The 15,780-nt window shown below is 64.9% G+C and carries 16 protein-coding genes; 12 read left to right on the top strand and 4 right to left on the bottom strand.

The genetic code is table 11. From position 1 onward, the window contains the following. Nucleotides 1–120: 120 nt before the first annotated feature. Nucleotides 121–1,089, top strand: coding sequence for a hypothetical protein (locus ACVWYQ_RS02365; RefSeq protein WP_157284603.1), 969 nt, complete (start codon nt 121–123; stop codon nt 1,087–1,089). A gap of 265 nt (nt 1,090–1,354) precedes the next feature. Here the strand turns inward: ACVWYQ_RS02365 and ACVWYQ_RS02360 are convergent, their stop codons facing one another. Continuing rightward, complete coding sequence (locus tag ACVWYQ_RS02360) at nt 1,355–1,825, bottom strand: MarR family winged helix-turn-helix transcriptional regulator (RefSeq protein ID WP_404541537.1); 471 nt, start codon at nt 1,823–1,825, stop codon at nt 1,355–1,357. 97 nt (nt 1,826–1,922) lie between these two features. On the opposite strand from ACVWYQ_RS02360, the gene ACVWYQ_RS02355 reads away from it, so the two are divergent. Both ACVWYQ_RS02355 and ACVWYQ_RS02350 read left to right on the top strand, forming a co-directional pair. Beyond that, complete coding sequence (locus ACVWYQ_RS02355) at nt 1,923–2,291, top strand: antibiotic biosynthesis monooxygenase family protein (RefSeq protein ID WP_404541539.1); 369 nt, start codon at nt 1,923–1,925, stop codon at nt 2,289–2,291. Between the two features lie 23 nt (nt 2,292–2,314). Continuing rightward, the gene (locus ACVWYQ_RS02350; RefSeq protein WP_404541541.1) at nt 2,315–2,788 is read left to right on the top strand and encodes a hypothetical protein; all 474 of its coding nucleotides are present in this window, start codon (nt 2,315–2,317) and stop codon (nt 2,786–2,788) included. Nucleotides 2,789–2,881: 93 nt separating this feature from the next. Here ACVWYQ_RS02350 and ACVWYQ_RS02345 read toward each other — a convergent pair whose 3' ends face one another. The 3 genes from ACVWYQ_RS02345 to ACVWYQ_RS02335 all read right to left on the bottom strand — a co-directional run bounded on the left by ACVWYQ_RS02345 (nt 2,882) and on the right by ACVWYQ_RS02335 (nt 5,478). Next, a complete protein-coding gene (locus tag ACVWYQ_RS02345; RefSeq protein ID WP_157284675.1) occupies nt 2,882–3,361 on the bottom strand; it encodes a hypothetical protein in 480 nt (159 codons plus the stop codon). Between the two features lie 158 nt (nt 3,362–3,519). After that, nucleotides 3,520–3,972 (bottom strand): DNA polymerase III subunit chi, encoded by a 453-nt coding sequence (locus tag ACVWYQ_RS02340; protein ID WP_404541544.1) that lies wholly within the window; start codon nt 3,970–3,972, stop codon nt 3,520–3,522. A gap of 6 nt (nt 3,973–3,978) precedes the next feature. Then, complete coding sequence (locus ACVWYQ_RS02335) at nt 3,979–5,478, bottom strand: leucyl aminopeptidase (RefSeq protein WP_404541546.1); 1,500 nt, start codon at nt 5,476–5,478, stop codon at nt 3,979–3,981. A gap of 336 nt (nt 5,479–5,814) precedes the next feature. Between ACVWYQ_RS02335 and lptF the strand changes: the two genes are divergently transcribed. The 9 genes from lptF to ACVWYQ_RS02290 all read left to right on the top strand — a co-directional run bounded on the left by lptF (nt 5,815) and on the right by ACVWYQ_RS02290 (nt 15,772). Then, the gene (gene lptF, locus ACVWYQ_RS02330; protein WP_157284597.1) at nt 5,815–6,981 is read left to right on the top strand and encodes an LPS export ABC transporter permease LptF; all 1,167 of its coding nucleotides are present in this window, start codon (nt 5,815–5,817) and stop codon (nt 6,979–6,981) included. Beyond that, nucleotides 6,978–8,075, top strand: coding sequence for an LPS export ABC transporter permease LptG (lptG, locus tag ACVWYQ_RS02325; RefSeq protein ID WP_036033998.1), 1,098 nt, complete (start codon nt 6,978–6,980; stop codon nt 8,073–8,075). Before lptF ends, lptG begins: the two co-directional genes overlap by 4 nt. Then, on the top strand, nt 8,075–10,564 hold the full coding sequence (locus ACVWYQ_RS02320; protein ID WP_404541549.1) for an LPS-assembly protein LptD: 2,490 nt from the start codon (nt 8,075–8,077) through the stop codon (nt 10,562–10,564). Before lptG ends, ACVWYQ_RS02320 begins: the two co-directional genes overlap by 1 nt. 62 nt (nt 10,565–10,626) lie before the next feature. Then, complete coding sequence (locus ACVWYQ_RS02315) at nt 10,627–11,562, top strand: peptidylprolyl isomerase family protein (RefSeq protein WP_275499392.1); 936 nt, start codon at nt 10,627–10,629, stop codon at nt 11,560–11,562. Further along, nucleotides 11,562–12,644 (top strand): 4-hydroxythreonine-4-phosphate dehydrogenase PdxA, encoded by a 1,083-nt coding sequence (gene pdxA, locus ACVWYQ_RS02310; RefSeq protein WP_456725390.1) that lies wholly within the window; start codon nt 11,562–11,564, stop codon nt 12,642–12,644. Before ACVWYQ_RS02315 ends, pdxA begins: the two co-directional genes overlap by 1 nt. Then, the gene (gene rsmA, locus ACVWYQ_RS02305) at nt 12,644–13,501 is read left to right on the top strand and encodes a 16S rRNA (adenine(1518)-N(6)/adenine(1519)-N(6))-dimethyltransferase RsmA (RefSeq protein ID WP_456725389.1); all 858 of its coding nucleotides are present in this window, start codon (nt 12,644–12,646) and stop codon (nt 13,499–13,501) included. The genes pdxA and rsmA overlap by 1 nt, the downstream gene beginning before the upstream one ends. Nucleotides 13,502–13,524: 23 nt before the next feature. Beyond that, a complete protein-coding gene (locus ACVWYQ_RS02300) occupies nt 13,525–14,583 on the top strand; it encodes an alcohol dehydrogenase (protein ID WP_157284593.1) in 1,059 nt (352 codons plus the stop codon). 74 nt (nt 14,584–14,657) lie between these two features. Then, the gene (locus ACVWYQ_RS02295; protein ID WP_157284592.1) at nt 14,658–14,894 is read left to right on the top strand and encodes a hypothetical protein; all 237 of its coding nucleotides are present in this window, start codon (nt 14,658–14,660) and stop codon (nt 14,892–14,894) included. A 158-nt stretch (nt 14,895–15,052) separates the two neighbouring features. Then, nucleotides 15,053–15,772, top strand: coding sequence for a Crp/Fnr family transcriptional regulator (locus tag ACVWYQ_RS02290; RefSeq protein WP_271547014.1), 720 nt, complete (start codon nt 15,053–15,055; stop codon nt 15,770–15,772). Nucleotides 15,773–15,780: the final 8 nt, after the last annotated feature.

Here is a 15,780-nt window from a genome sequence, read left to right as displayed (position 1 = left end):
TGGGTGGATATCGGTTGCGCATGATCTCTCTGGAAAACCGCTTCGCACTCCTCCACATCATGCCTTAGGTTGGCCAGTTGTGGGATCGACCACGCGACAACCCAAGGGCAACGGCCAGACATGCGAGTTCAGCAGTATTTGCTCCTGTTGGGAGCAGCCCTGCTTGCAGCGTTTAGCGCGACCCTGGCATTGGTCATCCCGCTTTGCGTGCAGATCGAAGACCCGATCAACATCGTCGTCGTCACGCAAGTCCTGACCTTGACGATGACGACGTTCATCGTCGCAACGACCCATGCCATATTATTCGGTCTTCCATTCTATCTTTTCGTCCGCCGCAAGCGACCGCGCGTCGGGATTGCAGCCTGCGCGCTCGCAGGCTTCCTCGTCGCGGCAATGCCTTTCAGCGTCCTAGCATTGATCGGCGGCGGCGTGCCAACAATGGTCAATCGGTTCAATGGCGCGCCACCCCCGTTTAGTTGGATCGAGTACGTCAGCACCCTAGCAGTTCTGGGTTCGTCGGGCCTTGTTGGCGGCCTCACTTTTTGGGCTGCCATGCGATCGTCCATATCTAGCCGGCGATCGTGGAGTGTCGTTTCTGCGGCCGTGCTTCTGACGGGCGGCGTCTTCATCCTGCCGATCGTCGTAAGGGACAGAAGCTGCCACAATCTCTTCAGAGACAGTCGCACGTCCGTCCGACCGCAAGTCTATGCAAATTTGAAGGTGCCCGCCGAAGACTGGAAGAGACTCGAGCAAACGTTCACTGACTTTGGTCAAGCGCAAGCGCTGTCGATTCGGCGCGACGTCCACACCCGGGATGGACGTGTCGTGTGGCGTAGCGTGGACCTGTGCAGCGATGCCGGAGTGAGTATCAGCGTGGGCGACGAGCCATGGCTCGCTGGCGTGCATTCGGCTCGCGCGGATGAAGGCATGACCTTCAGCATCTATTCGCTCAAGCCGGACTCGGGCTGGAGACTGCTCGCCCGCCATCTCCTCGACGAGATCGAAAAGATGTGGCCCGAGAAAATTACGTTCCGGGGACCGAGCGGCCAGATCCTGTCGTTCGAGGATGCGATGAAAGGACGGCCATAGCCATCTTGCGCGCTCGCCTTACGCCGACTTCTTCTTCGCCTTCGGCTTCGCCGCCCTCGGCATCGGCTGCGGGTCCGGATTGCCTTCGATCGAAGACAGTCGTCCGGCGGTGAGCGTCTAGATGCGCGCCGACCGGTAGTCCAGGTAACGACGGCAACGCGGTGGCCGATGGCATTTGTTGGAGAGGTTGACGCTCGAAGACGCCCCGATCCCCGCACCACATCGCATTCGGTGTGACCTGCGCGCGACGTTGCCGCTCGCTCGCTTACGTCTGCTGCTCGGCTTCGCTCTCGAGCTTGTTACGGAGTGCCGCGACGATGCGATGAACCGTTTGCAGATCCTTGACCGCAAGCCCTTCGGAAAGGCTGTTGACCCACGGCATCTGCAAAGCCATGGCGGCGTCGAAAGCGCGCCGCCCCTTGTCGGTGAGGACGACGAGCTGTGCGCGGCGGTGATGCGGATTGGCCTCGAAGGCAACGAGGCCTTCCGCATGGAGGTCGTTGACGATCCGCTGCACGTTCTGGCGATTGCCGCCGAGATCGCGGGCGAGCCAGGCTACCGGCTGCGGTCGCTCCGCCTGCACGATGGCGCCGAGAATTTGCCAGCGGGCGCTGGTGAGCCCCAGCCGGGCCACCAAGCGGTCCCCTGCGGTCAGGAGCAGGCTGTTCAACCGGAACAAGTCAAGCATGAGGTTCGTCAGAGCATCGCCGGCCGGCGTTCGCAGGGATTTCCGCATCCGTCACCATAGACAGTTATTGACATCATGATGTCAAACTAATAGATTGCCCATAATACCATATTGACACCATAAAACCATCTCGACGGAGTTCGTCATGGCAAGCTTACGCCCACTGGACCCTGACTTTCCCATCGAGCGTCAGCTCGGCATCGACACCGGCCCTTTGGTGCTGGTGAATCTGTTCACGCTCGACAAGGCCGACGAACAAAGCTTTCTCCAGGTCTGGCAGGACGATGCCGCCTTCATGAAGCGGCAGCCCGGCTTCATCTCCACCCAGCTTCACCGCGCGATCGGCGAAAGCCCCACGTATCTGAACTACGCAGTTTGGCAGACGAGTGCCGACTTCCGGGCTGCGTTCACGCACCCCGAGTTCAGGTCGAAGATCTCGGCTTACCCTGCATCCGCGGTCGCCTCCCCGCACCTGTTCCAGAAAGTCGCGGTGCCCGGCATCTGCGTCGCGTAGCTCGCTTCTAAAACGGCAGACCCATGACCAAGATCATCCACCCAGTCGCGGGAGCGGTCGCACTGATCACCATTGCGACCTTCTGGTTTTCCACGGCTCTCACCGAGCTGTTTGCATCGCACGAGACCATAGCCATGGTGAAGACCGCCATACCGTGGGGCTTCCTGCTGCTCATTCCGATGCTTGCGGCGACGGGAGGCTCGGGATTCGTCCTGGCAAAGCAGCGGCGCGCCGGGCTGATCGGTGCGAAGATCAAACGCATGCCGTTCATCGCCGGCAACGGCATCCTGATTTTGATTCCCACCGCGTTGTTTCTTGCCTCCAAGGCGAAGGCCGCGGAGTTCGACACCACGTTCTACGCCGTGCAGGCTCTCGAACTGGCCGCCGGAGCAACGAACATCGTTCTGCTCGGTCTCAATATGCGCGACGGCTTTAAGATGAAGGGCCGTTTGCCCGTTCGCCAGCCTGACCGCTTCAGCACCAAGCCGATTCTCTGAGGGCGCCGCCAACAGGGCTTTGCATCGGGTCCGCCCCGCTGATGTCCCGGGTCGAAGATTCTTCCGTTTCACCGCGGCGGAGGCGATCCCCGCCTACGCCTGCTTCTTCTTCGGCTTGGCTGCCCTCGGCACCGGCTGCGGGTCCGGATTGCCTTCGATCGAGGACAGACGTCCAGCGGTGAACGTGTAGATGCCGGCGCGCGGACCAGTGGTCCAGGTGACGACGGCGACGCGGCGGCCGCCAGCGTCGTTGGACAGGTTGACGGTCGAGGGCGCGCCGATGCCGCGCACCACGTCGCACTCCGTGTGGCCGAGCGCGACCGTGCCGCCCATCGGTGCCGTCGTCGAGGCGTTGGCGTCGGCCGGCCCGGGCGGCGGCGCCATGCCGGGACAGGCGCCGTCGGCGCTGACGAGATCCTCAGCCCGCACCGGCTTGTCGGGGGTCAGCGGCGGCGATTCGATCGAGATGTTCTTGATGAAGAGGCGGCCGGGTTTCTGGAACCATTCGGCATCCTTCGACAGCAAATCGGCCCCGCCCGCGCAGCCCGCGACCAGCGGTGCTACGGCAGCCAACGCAATCAAGAGCGAGCCGGGAAGCTTTTGATGTCGCACGATAAACGAATTCCCCACGTGAAGGACCAGCCCTAAGCGATTGTCCCAACATCCCTTTGCGGCATGAAGGTGGCCGAAGCCAGCATCGCCCGAAAACTGCAAATTATCATTAATTGCGGCTAATTGCGCTTCTGCCACCGGCCGCGGTCGTCGGCCTGCCAATAGGTGACATCAAATCCCCGCGCCTTGCAATCCGTCCAGGCCGCGCGGGCGAGCGCAAGCGCGTCGGGATCGTCGCCGTTGAACAGCAGCACCATGCGCTCATAGCCCTGCGCGTCCTCGGGCAGCGCGGCGTTGTCGACCAGGAAGCGGACATTGGCCCCATTCGGGTTGCCGCCCTCGATCGCCAGCACGATCGGCTGGTCGGCCACATCGTTCACCCGCCATGTCGCGTGCGGCAGGAATGAATCGTCGCGATAGGTCCACAAATGCGAGTCGAGCGCATCGGCGCGCTCCTCCGAGGTCGACTGCACCATGACGCGCCAGCCGCGCTCGAGCGATTTCTCGAGAAGCGGCGGCAACACATTCTCCACCGTCATGTTTTGCAGATGGTAAAACAGCACTTCAGTCATGTCGGGTCATTTGCGCTCGTAATGGTCGGCGACCAGACGGTCCAGCAGGCGGACGCCGTAGCCGCTGCCCCAGCTCTGGTTGATGTCGGTCTTCGGCGCGCCCATGGCGGTGCCGGCGATGTCGAGATGGGCCCAGGGCACGCCGTCGACGAAGCGCTGCAGGAACTGCGCGGCGGTGATCGAGCCGCCATGGCGGCCGCCGGTGTTCTTCATGTCGGCGAACTGGGAATCGATCAGCTTGTCGTATTCCGGGCCGAGCGGCATGCGCCAGACCTTCTCTCCGCTCTCGATGCCGGCCGTGAGCAGCCGGTCGGCCAGTTCGTCGTTGTTGGAGAACATGCCGGCATGCTCGGTGCCGAGCGCCACCATGATGGCGCCGGTCAGCGTCGCAAGGTCCACCATGAATTTCGGCTTCACCTTCTTGGCGACGTACCAGAGCACGTCGGCGAGCACGAGGCGGCCCTCGGCGTCGGTGTTGATGATCTCGATGGTCTGGCCGGACATCGAGGTGACGATGTCGCCCGGCCGCTGCGCGTTGCCGTCGGGCATGTTCTCGACGAGGCCGATGGCGCCGACCGCGTTGACCTTCGCTTTGCGCGCGGCGAGCGCATGCATCAGGCCGACGACGCAGGCCGCGCCGCCCATGTCGCCCTTCATGTCCTCCATGCTGCCGGCCGGCTTGATCGAGATGCCGCCGGTGTCGAAGCAGACGCCCTTGCCGACGAAGGCGACGGGGGCCTCGCCCTTCTTGCCCCCGTCCCAGCGCATGATCACCGTGCGGCTCGGCCGCGCCGAACCCTGGCCGACACCGAGCAGCGCGCCCATGCCGAGCTTCTGCATCGCCTTGACGTCGAGCACCTCGACCTTGACGCCGAGCTTGCGGAGCTCACCCGCTCTGCGGGCGAACTCCTCCGGGAAAAGCACGTTCGGCGGCTCGTTGACGAAGTCGCGTGCGATGATCACACCGTCGACGACATGGCCGGCGGCGGCGAACGCTTTCTTCGCCGCACCGGCATCGCCGACCGCAAGCGAGACGTCGGCGCGCACGCCGCCCTCCTCGCCGTCCTTCTTCCTGGTCTTGTAGCGATCGAACTTGTAAGCGCGTAAGCGCAGGCCCGAGGCGATCGCAACCGCCTGCTCGCTCGTCATGGCGCCACCCGGCAGCTCCGCCAGGATGGTCATGGCGCTGGTGCCGGCGGGCAGCTTGCTGGCCGCCACCCCGCCGAACTTGAGGAAATCGTTGGCCTTGAGGCCGGTCGCCTTGCCGGCGCCGATCACGATCAGCCGGTTCGCCTTCACCCCCTCCGGCGCCAGAATGTCCAGCGCAGCACCACTCTTGCCCTTGAAGGCGGCCGCAGCCGCCGCGCGCTTCACGATCTCGGCAGCGCCGCCGAGGGCCTTGACCGTCGCCGGACCGAGCTTCAGGCCGTCGTCGCAGAACACGACCAGGATGCCACGAGGGGCGGCAGACAGCGGGACAAAGCCGACCTTGATGGCATCGGACATGGATAACTCCTCCAAAAGATGGGGCTTTTCGTCGTTCGGGCGTTCCAGCCACAACCGGACCTGAACGGCGATTCACTGAGGCGTCCCCACTATGGCCAGCCGCCCGGCAGATGCCAAGCTCCGCCGTGGCCCCCACGCCACAACAGCGAAATATTAACCATATGATGAGGGTGCCATGGGGCAGCCATTTTGTTGACGGATCAAAGGGATGGTAGTGAGAGAATGAACTGGCGGAAGAGCTGTTGGCCGACCTTGGGGATCCCCTGATCGGGGATTGGTTGGGCAGCCGGAATTCCGATCGGAATTGGGGCTTGGTGGGAATTCGTGCGGTAGCGCATGGGGTCGATCGATAGGTATATCTTCCGCACGACGCTGGCGTCGTTTGCGCTGGTCCTGGTCAGCCTCACCGGCGTGATCTGGATTACGCAGGCGTTGCGGGGCATCGACCTGATGACGAGCCAGGGTCAGACCATCCTCACCTTCCTCGGCATCACCAGCCTCGTGATCCCGGCCCTGGTCCTGATCATCTCGCCGATCGCGCTGATGATCGCGATCTCGCACACGCTGAACAAGCTCGCGACCGATTCCGAGATCATCGTGATGAATGCCGCCGGCTTCTCGCCGATCCGGCTGTTCGTTCCGTTCTTCTATGCCACCTGCGTGGTGGCGCTGCTGGTCGCCTTCATCGCGGCCTATCTCGCCCCGGACGGGATGCGGCGCATCAAGCAGTGGGATGCCGAGATCACCGCGGACGTGCTCACCAACATCCTGCAGCCCGGCCGCTTCGCCCGGCTCGACGAGAACCTCACGATCCGGATTCGCGAACGCCAGCCGGGCGGCATCCTCGCCGGCATCTTCATCGACGACCGCCGCGATCCGAACGAGCGCGTCTCGATCGTCGCCGAGCACGGCGAGGTCGTGAAGAACGAGACCGGCTCGTTCCTGGTGCTGGAAACCGGCAATCTCCAGCGCTTCGAGGCGGGCAAGCGCGATCCGGCGCTCGTGGCCTTCGGCCGCTACGGCTTCGACATGTCGAAATTCGCCAAGGGCCGCGACGTCACCCTCGGCATCCGCGAGCGATATCTCTGGGAGCTGTTCTCGCCATCCGACAACGATCCCGTCTACAAGCAGATTCCAGGGCAGTTCCGCGCGGCCTTGCATGACAGCCTGCTCGCGCCGATCTATCCGTTCGCCTTTGCGGTGCTGACCTTTGCCTTCCTCGGAGCGCCGCGCACCACTCGCCAGAGCCGCAACTTTTCCATCGCCTCCTCGATCGTGGCGGTGTTCGGCCTGCGCATGGCCGGTTTCGCCTGCTCGGTGATGGCGGTGAAGTCGCCGGGCCCGGTGCTGGCGCAATATGCGATGGTTTTCGGCGCGATCGGCGCCGGGCTGTGGATGATCATCCGCGGTGTCGTGGTCGAGCCGCCTCCCGGCCTGATGGAGGCCATCAACCGGTCGAACGCACGGATCGCGCGGCTGTTCGGACGTCCGGCCACCGCATGAGCATGCTCACCAACACACTCGGGCGCTATTTCGCCGGCCGCTTCGTGGTCGCGGCGCTCGGCGTCTTCGGCGGCATTTTCCTGCTGCTGGTGCTGGTCGACTACATCGAGATGGTGCGCAAGACCTCGGGCCTTGCATCAGCCTCCGCGATCATGGTGGCCGAGACCTCGCTGTTCCGCGTGCCGCAGCTCCTGGAGAAGCTGACGCCGTTCTGCATGCTGATCGGCGCCATGACCTGCTATCTCGCCCTCTCCCGCCGGCTCGAGCTCGTGGTGGCGCGCGCCGCGGGCATCTCCGCCTGGCAGTTCATCTCGCCCGCGCTCGGCAGCGCGCTTCTGATCGGGGTGATCGCCACCGTCGCCTACAACCCGATGTCGGCCAATTTGCGCGAGCTGTCCAAGCGCATGGAAGCCGAGCTGTTCGGCTCGGCACCCGGCGGCGGCATCCAGGACGCTTCGGGCTTCTGGCTCAACCAGATGACCAGCGACGGGCAGACCATCATCAATGCGGCGCGCAGCGAGCAGCAGGGCATCCGGCTCACCGGGCTGACGCTGTTCCGGTTCGACCAGGACCTGCACTTCAAGGAGCGGGTCGAGGCACGCGAGGCGACGCTGGATGCCGGCCGCTGGCTGTTCAAGGGCGTCCGCCGCTTCTCGCTGGACGGACCGCCGATCGACCAGGCCACCCTGGAGATTCCGACCACGCTGACCGAGGCGCAGGTCCGCAACAGCTTTTCCACCCCCGAGACTGTGTCCTTTTGGCAACTACCGAGCTACATCCGCTCCTCCGAAAGCTCGGGCTTCGCGACAGCGGGATACCGACTCCAGTATCAGAAGCTTCTGGCACAGCCGTTTTTGCTCGCAGCCATGGTGATGCTCGCGGCCTCCGTGTCGTTGCGCTTCTTCCGGATGGGCGGCGTGCAGAAGATGGTTTTGAGTGGCGTGGGGGCAGGCTTTCTGCTCTACGTTCTGTCGAAAGTAACTGAGGACTTGAGCAAGGCTGAGTTGATGCATCCGATCGCTGCGGCGTGGTTGCCCGTTGTGGTGGGCGGCCTCACCGGCTTTTTGGCCTTGCTCTATCAGGAGGACGGATAGTGACTGCCGTCCGCCGAGGGCTCGTGTCTCGTTTGACGCGGCGCACATGGGTGCGCGCGAACGGGCGCGGCTTGTCCGTCCGCAGGCTCCTGATTGCCGTCGTCGCGGCTGCCTCGCTCGGCGGCCTGATCGACGCTGCCGCGGTGGCGCCGGCGGAGGCCCAGAGCTTCACCTACAATCCTCTGCCGCCGCGTCCGAAGCCGCCAAGGGCCCCCAACGACAACCAGATGCTGGTTCAGGCCACCGAGGTGGACTACGACTACAACAATTCGCGCGTCTCCGCGGTCGGTAACGTGCAGCTGTTCTACAACGGCACCAGCGTCGAGGCCGACCGGGTCATCTACGACCAGAAGACCAAGCGGCTGCATGCCGAAGGCAACATCCGCATGACGGATGCCGACGGCAAGATCACCTATGCCGAGATCCTGGATCTCTCCGACGATTACCGCGACGGTTTCGTCGATTCGCTGCGCGTGGACACGGCGGACCAGACCCGCATGGCCGCGAGCCGCGCCGACCGCTCCAGCGGCAATTACACGGTGTTCGAGAATGGCGTCTACACGGCCTGCGCGCCGTGTAAGGACGATCCGAAGAAACCGCCGCTGTGGCAGGTCAAGGGTGCCCGCATCATCCACGACCAGCAGGAGAAGATGCTGTATTTCGAGACGGCACAGATCGAGTTCTTCGGCGTGCCGCTCGCCTACATGCCCTATTTCTCGACGCCCGACCCGACCGTGAAGCGTAAATCCGGCTTCCTGATGCCGGGCTATATTTCCGGCACGGACAGAACGGGCTATGGCGTCGAGGTTCCCTATTACTGGGCGATCGCGCCCGACATGGACGCAACCATCACCCCGCGCTTCTTGTCGCGGCAAGGCGCGCTGCTGCAGGGCGAATTCCGCCAGCGCCTGATCGACGGCGCCTACCAGATCCGTGCCTACGGCATCTACCAGCTCGATCCAGGAGCATTCGCCGGCCAGCCCGGCGACCGCGAGTTCCGCGGCGCCATCGACACCAAGGGTCAGTTCGCCCTCAACGACAAATGGGTCTGGGGCTGGGACGGCGTGCTGATGTCCGACTACTACTTCTTCTCGGACTACCGGCTCTATCAGTACCGCGATCCGCTCGGCTCGTTCCTGTTGCTGCCGACGGAAGCGCTGTCACAGCTCTATCTGACCGGCGTCGGCAATCGCAGCTTCTTCGATGCGCGCACGATGTACTGGCTGAGCTATTCGGGCAACCAGAGCCAGGTGCCGATCGTCTACCCGGTGATCGACTATTCCAACGTGCTCAACTATCCCGTCTTCGGCGGCGAGGTCAGCTACAAGACCAATTTCGTGAACCTGTCGCGCGACGATGCGGTGTTCGACCCGATCACGACGCTCGCCAACACCAACAGCCTGTGCACCACGGCGTCGGCCGATCCGCTGGCGCGGATGCCCTCGCAGTGCCTGCTGCGCGGCTTCCCCGGCACCTACACCCGCCTCACCGCGGAAGCGCAGTGGCGCAAGTCCTTCACCGACCCGTTCGGCCAGATCTGGACGCCGTTCGCGAGCCTGCGCGCCGACGCGATCAAGTCCTCGGTCTCCAACCAGCCCGGCGTGTCGAACTACCTGCCCGTCGGCGACACCGAGGCGTTCCGCCTGATGCCGACGGTGGGCCTGGAGTACCGCTATCCCTTCATCAACGTTCAGCCCTGGGGCTCGACCACCCTGGAGCCGATCGCGCAGATCATCATCCGGCCGAACGAGACTTACGCCGGCAGGCTGCCGAACGAGGACGCCCAGAGCCTGGTGTTCGACGCCTCGAACCTGTTCAGCGTCGACAAGTTCTCCGGCTACGACCGCGTCGAGGGCGGCGGCCGCGCCAATGTCGGCGTGCAGTCAACCACGCAGTTCGACAGGGGCGGCGCCGTCAAGGTGCTGTTCGGCCAGTCCTACCACCTGTTCGGCCTGAACTCCTTCACGGTGCAGGATGCCATCAATACCGGCCGCGATTCCGGCCTCGACAAGCCGCGGTCGGATTACGTTGCGAGCGCCAATTACTCGCCGAACAGCACCTACACGTTCAGCGTCCGCTCCCGCATGGACGAGCAGACCTGGAACGTGCAGCGCTTCGAGGCGGAAGGCCGCGCCAACTTCAATCGCTGGTCGGTCAGCGTATTGTACGGCAATTACGCAGAGCAGCCGGAGCTGGGCTATCTGACCCGCCGCGAGGGCATCCTGACGACGGGCTCGCTGAAGGTCGCGACCAACTGGGTGGTGTCGGGCTCGGCGCGCTGGGACCTCGAGGCCAACAAGATCAACCAATATGTGCTCGGTGCCGGCTATGTCGACGATTGCTTCGTGCTGGCGGCGAATTACGTAACTTCGTATAGCTATTCCGCGGGCACCGCACCGCCCACGCTGAGCCACGCGTTCATGTTCCAAATCGGCCTGCGCACGCTGGCGAACTCGTCGACTTCCAGCGGTTCCGCCGGCCTCCAGTGAATGGTTTGAAAGTGCCGGCCGCGTTTGCCCTATCTCGACGCGGCCGACATGCGAGCGACATCATGACGACGCCATTGCCTGTCTTCCGCCTCCTTCTCGCCATCGGTGCCGGGCTGATGTTCGCCGCCCTGCCCTCGCCGTCGCGCGCGCAAAACATCGCCGTGATGGTCAACGGCGATCCCATCACCGATTTCGACATCGAGCAGCGCACCAAGCTCGACCAGCTGTCGACGCAGAAGACCCCCAGCCGGCAGGAGGTCATCAACGTGCTGATCGACGACAAGGTCAAGATCAAGGAAGGCAAGAAATACGGCGTCGATCCCAGCGTCTCCGACATCAACCAGTCCTATGACGGCATGGCGCAGCGCATGCGCATCACGCCGGATCAGCTCACCAAGTCGCTCGAATCCAAGGGAGTCCGCCCGGAGACGCTGAAGAGCCGCATGAGGGCCGAGATGGTCTGGGGCAGCCTCGTGCGCGGCCGCTTCAAGGAGAAGCTGCTGGTCGGGGAGCGCGACGTCGCGCAGGCCGTGCAGGCGCAGACCGGCGAAAAGCTCCAGGTCGAGGGCACCGAGTACAAGATGCAGCCGATCGTGCTGATCGTGCCGCGCGGCTCGTCGGCAGCGTTCCTGGAGACCCGGAAGAAAGAAGCGGAGTCCTATCGCGCCCGCGTCGGGAGCTGCGAGGAGGCCAATTCGCTGTTCCGCTCGACCCCGAACGCGACCATCCGCGACACCGTCACCAAGACCACCGCGGAGCTGCCGGAGCCGCTGCGCAAGGTGCTCGACGACACCCCGATCGGCCGCCTGACCGCGCCCGAGATGACCAAGAACGGCATCGAGATGGTGGTGCTGTGTTCGCGCAAGCCGACCATGATCGACACGCCGAAGAAGCGTGAGGTCCGCGAGAAGATGTATCAGGAGAAGTACGAGAAGACGCAGAAGGCCTATCTCGACGAGCTGCGCAAGGCGGCGATGATCGAATATCGCAACCGCTGATGGCCAAGCCCTTCTCAGAGCCCTCAACCGAGTCCGCAGCCAAGCCTCTTGCAACCAAGCCTCTTGCAACCAAGCCTCTTGCAGCCAAGCCCCTTGCCCTCACCCTGGGAGAGCCCGCCGGCATCGGCTCCGACATCACGATCGCGGCCTGGCTCAGGCGGGGCGGGCTGAACCTGCCCGCCTTCTATCTGCTCGGCGACGAGGCCCTGATCGCGCGCCGCGCCAAGGCGCTCGGCGCCGATATCAGGATCGCCGCGGTGAGCCCCAGTGAAGCGGGTTCCGCGTTCACGGACGCCTTGCCCGTGGTCGCGACCGGCGAGCGCGCCACCGCCGAGCCCGGCAAGCCCGATTCATCCAGCGCGCCGGCCGCGCTCGCCTCGATCCGGCAGGCGGTCCTCGACGTGCGCGCGGGCCGTGCCGGCGCCGTCGTCACCAACCCGATCGCCAAGAGCGTGCTCTACCGCGCCGGCTTCCGTCATCCCGGCCATACCGAATTCCTCGCCGAGCTCGCCGCGGAGAACGGCCGCGTGCCGCAGCCGGTGATGATGCTGTGGTCGCCCCAGCTCGCCGTCGTGCCCGTGACCATCCACGTCTCGCTGCGCGATGCGCTGGGCGAGCTCACCAGCGAGCTGATCGTCTCGACCGTCCGCATCGTCGCCGCCGAGCTGAAGTCCCGCTTCGGCATCGCAACGCCGCGCATCGCGGTCTCCGGTCTCAATCCCCATGCCGGCGAGGACGGCTCGCTCGGCCACGAGGAGCAGACGGTCATTGCCCCGGCGCTGAAAGTGCTGCGCAACGACGGCATCGAGGCCAAAGGGCCGCTACCCGCCGACACCATGTTCCACGAGGCGGCCCGACGGACCTTTGATTGCGCGGTCTGCATGTATCACGACCAGGCGCTGATCCCGATCAAGACCGTCGCCTTCGACGACGCCGTCAACGTCACGCTCGGACTGCCCTTCATCCGCACCTCGCCCGATCACGGCACCGCCTTCGACATCGCCGGCACGGGCAAGGCCAACCCGGCGAGCCTGATCGCCGCGCTGCGGCTCGCCAGCCGCATGGCGGCTGCGACAAGCTGATGAGCGCGATCGACGACCTCCCGCCGCTGCGCGAGGTCATTCGCCGGCACGCGCTGTCGGCCAGGAAATCGCTAGGCCAGAACTTCCTGCTCGACCTCAATCTCACCGCGCGCATCGCGCGCGCGGCCGCGCCGCTCGAGGATTCCACCATCGTCGAGATCGGCCCCGGCCCGGGCGGGCTGACGCGGGCGCTGCTCGCGCTCGGCGCAAGGCGCGTCATCGCCATCGAGCACGACGAGCGCGCGATCCCGGCCTTGCAGGATATTTCTGCGCGCTACCCTGGTAGGCTCGAGATCGTGCATGGCGATGCCATGACCTTCGATCCACGCCCGCTGCTCGCGGGCGAATGCGCCAAGATCGTCGCCAACCTGCCCTACAACATCGCGACCCAGCTTCTCATCAACTGGCTCACCACCGAGCCCTGGCCGCCCTGGTACGAGATGATGGTGCTGATGTTCCAGCGCGAGGTCGGCGAGCGCATCGTCGCGCGCGAGGACGAGGAGGCCTATGGCCGGCTCGGCGTGCTCGCCAATTGGCGCTGCGAGACCAAGATCCTGTTCGACATTGCGCCGTCCGCCTTCGTGCCGCCGCCGAAGGTGACCTCCTCCGTCGTGCGCCTCAAGCCGCGCGCAGAGCCGCTTGCCTGCGATCGCAGGCTGCTCGAGCAGGTCGCCGCCGCCGCCTTCGGCCAGCGCCGGAAAATGCTGCGGCAAAGCCTGAAATCGCTGAATGTAAATCCGGCGCGGCTTGCACATGCCGCCGGCGTCGACGCGACGCGGCGCGCCGAGACCATTCCCATCTCCGGCTTTGTTGCCATGGCGCGTGAATTGGCGGATATACGCAGCGAAACCGAGTAACCAAGAATTCCGGAGGAAAGAAAATGGCGTTGATGCGTCGGCAGTCCCTGGTCAAGTTCGATGCGCCGCTGTGCGAGACCATCGTCGAGACGCCCAAGCCGCAAGGCCGTGAGGTCCTGGTCCGCATCGAGCGCTGCGGTCTCTGCCATTCCGATCTCCACATCCAGGACGGCTATGCCGATCTCGGCGGCGGCAAGAAGCTCGACACCACGCGCGGCATGACGCTGCCCTTCACGCTCGGCCACGAGATCGCCGGCGTCGTCGACGAGGTCGGCCCCGATGTTCCGGCCAGTCTCGTCGGCGCCAAGAAGGCGGTGTTTCCGTGGATCGGCTGCGGCCAGTGCCGCGACTGCGCCAATGGCGACGAGAACCTTTGTGTGAAGCAACGCTTCCTCGGCGTCTCCATCGACGGCGGCTTCGCCACCCACGTTCTGGTCCCCGACGCCAAATATCTGCTCGACTACGATCCCCTCCCCGTCAACCAGGCCGCGACCTTGATGTGCTCCGGCGTCACCGCCTATGGCGCGCTCAAGCGCCTGGTCGACCGTCCGCGCCAGCGCAATTTGCTGCTGATCGGCCTCGGCGGCGTCGGCATGATGGGCCTGTCGTTCGCGCAGGCGATGTTCAAGCAGCCGATCACGGTCGCCGACCTCTCGCCGGCCGCGCGCGAGACCGCACTCAAGAACGGTGCCGCTGTCGCCTACGATCCGGCCGAGCCTGACGTAATCAAGCGCATCCTGAAAGAGACCGAAGGCGGCTTCGACGAGATCGTCGATTTCGCCGGCAACGAGAAGTCGATGGCCTTTGCCGTCGCGGTTGCCGCGCGCGGCGGCAAGATCGTGGTCTCCGGCCTGATGGGCGGCCAGTTCACGCTGCCGATGGTGCAATGGGTCTACAAGCGCATGACCATCGAGGGTTTCATGGTCGGCACGCTCGCGGAGGCTGACGAGTTGATGGCGCTCGCCCGCGCCGGCAAGATCAAGCCGACGCCGATGCGCGAGGAGCCGATGGGCGACGTGCAGAAGTGGATCGACGAATTGCGTGCCGGCAAGGTCGTCGGCCGCATCGTCCTGAAGAACTGACCGAGGCGCGGCGGGTCCGACGCAAGTCTCGCCCGCCGCACGGAACGCCTGCGGCCGCGCCGCGTTGGCTGCGCATGTCGATCCGTTGCACCGTCGAAAGCGCATTCTTCATCGCCTGGAGCTGCCTGGAGAAGAGCGGCGAGCTCGGGCCGCCGGACGCGAGCGCGAACTTCCTGCTCGACGCCATCGAGGCCCAGCTTCGAACCGGTGAGCGCCGGCAATTGATGCTCGCCAACCGGGCGATCGACGCTTACCGCGCCGCCGCGTCACAGGGCCGACTGAGGGAGGATCGCGAAATCCGCTGCGGCTGACGATCCTCGCTGCCGTCCAGCCCGCTGAAGCCGCGACGCCGTACTCTAGTTTTCAACGTTCGAACGTCCGTTGTGTGCACTTTGGAACCGTCGGTTCCGCCGCGGAAACGTAGGTTTGCCGCTGGCGCCGATTCCCGGCCCGCCCAAGAGAACACAATGTGACCGGTCGGCCCCAGAACGATCTGCTCCGGCAGCTCAATCATCAGGATTTCGAACTGCTCGCGCCTCACCTCCAGCCGATTGAAGTCGAGGCGAGCCACGTCCTGCATCACGCCGGCGACGACGTCGCCGCGGTCCATTTTCCATGCGGTCCCGCGCTGGTGTCGTTCGCCGTGCCGGTCGAGGACGACCGCGAGGTCGAAAGCCTGCTGGTGGGGCGCGAGGGTGCGGTGGGCATCGCCGCCGGCCGAAGCCCTTCGCTCGCCTATTCGCGCATGATCGTGAAGCTCGGCGGCACCCTGATGCGGCTGCCGCTGCGCGCGCTCGAGCAGGCGCAGCCGAGGTCGGCGACGCTCCAGGACGCCTTCGCGCGCTACGCCGACTGCCAGTTCGCGCAGCTCTTGCAGACTGCGGCTTGCAACGCAGCGCATTCGATCGAGCAGCGTGCCGCCAAGTGGATCATGTCCGCGCAGGAACATATCGGCGGAGCCGAGATTCCGCTCACCCACGAGCAGCTCGCCGGCATGCTGGGCGTCTCCCGCAGCTATGCCAGCCGCGTCATCCAGATGTTCAAGGCGCGGCGCATCCTCGCGACCCGCCGCGGCGCCATCCTGATCCTCGACGCAGCAGCGCTCGAGGCGAGAGCCTGCTGCTGCAACGATTGGGTGAAGAAGCATTTCGACGAGGTACGTGGTGGAGCGGCAACCGCGGAGGGCTGATGCCTCTT

Source organism: Bradyrhizobium sp. USDA 3397 (genome assembly GCF_054060965.1).
The sequence above is the reverse complement of the archived record's forward strand: the minus strand, read 5'-3'. Positions and strand labels throughout refer to the sequence as shown.

Coding starts and splice junctions, on each gene's coding strand:
- ACVWYQ_RS02295 (WP_157284592.1), top strand. CDS start 14,658: ATGTCGATCCGTTGCACCGTCGAAAGCGCATTCTTCATCGCCTGGAGC.
- rsmA (WP_456725389.1), top strand. CDS start 12,644: ATGAGCGCGATCGACGACCTCCCGCCGCTGCGCGAGGTCATTCGCCGG.
- ACVWYQ_RS02355 (WP_404541539.1), top strand. CDS start 1,923: ATGGCAAGCTTACGCCCACTGGACCCTGACTTTCCCATCGAGCGTCAG.
- lptG (WP_036033998.1), top strand. CDS start 6,978: ATGAGCATGCTCACCAACACACTCGGGCGCTATTTCGCCGGCCGCTTC.
- ACVWYQ_RS02350 (WP_404541541.1), top strand. CDS start 2,315: ATGACCAAGATCATCCACCCAGTCGCGGGAGCGGTCGCACTGATCACC.
- ACVWYQ_RS02340 (WP_404541544.1), bottom strand. CDS start 3,972: ATGACTGAAGTGCTGTTTTACCATCTGCAAAACATGACGGTGGAGAAT.
- lptF (WP_157284597.1), top strand. CDS start 5,815: ATGGGGTCGATCGATAGGTATATCTTCCGCACGACGCTGGCGTCGTTT.
- ACVWYQ_RS02335 (WP_404541546.1), bottom strand. CDS start 5,478: ATGTCCGATGCCATCAAGGTCGGCTTTGTCCCGCTGTCTGCCGCCCCT.
- ACVWYQ_RS02365 (WP_157284603.1), top strand. CDS start 121: ATGCGAGTTCAGCAGTATTTGCTCCTGTTGGGAGCAGCCCTGCTTGCA.
- pdxA (WP_456725390.1), top strand. CDS start 11,562: ATGGCCAAGCCCTTCTCAGAGCCCTCAACCGAGTCCGCAGCCAAGCCT.
- ACVWYQ_RS02300 (WP_157284593.1), top strand. CDS start 13,525: ATGGCGTTGATGCGTCGGCAGTCCCTGGTCAAGTTCGATGCGCCGCTG.
- ACVWYQ_RS02315 (WP_275499392.1), top strand. CDS start 10,627: ATGACGACGCCATTGCCTGTCTTCCGCCTCCTTCTCGCCATCGGTGCC.
- ACVWYQ_RS02360 (WP_404541537.1), bottom strand. CDS start 1,825: ATGCGGAAATCCCTGCGAACGCCGGCCGGCGATGCTCTGACGAACCTC.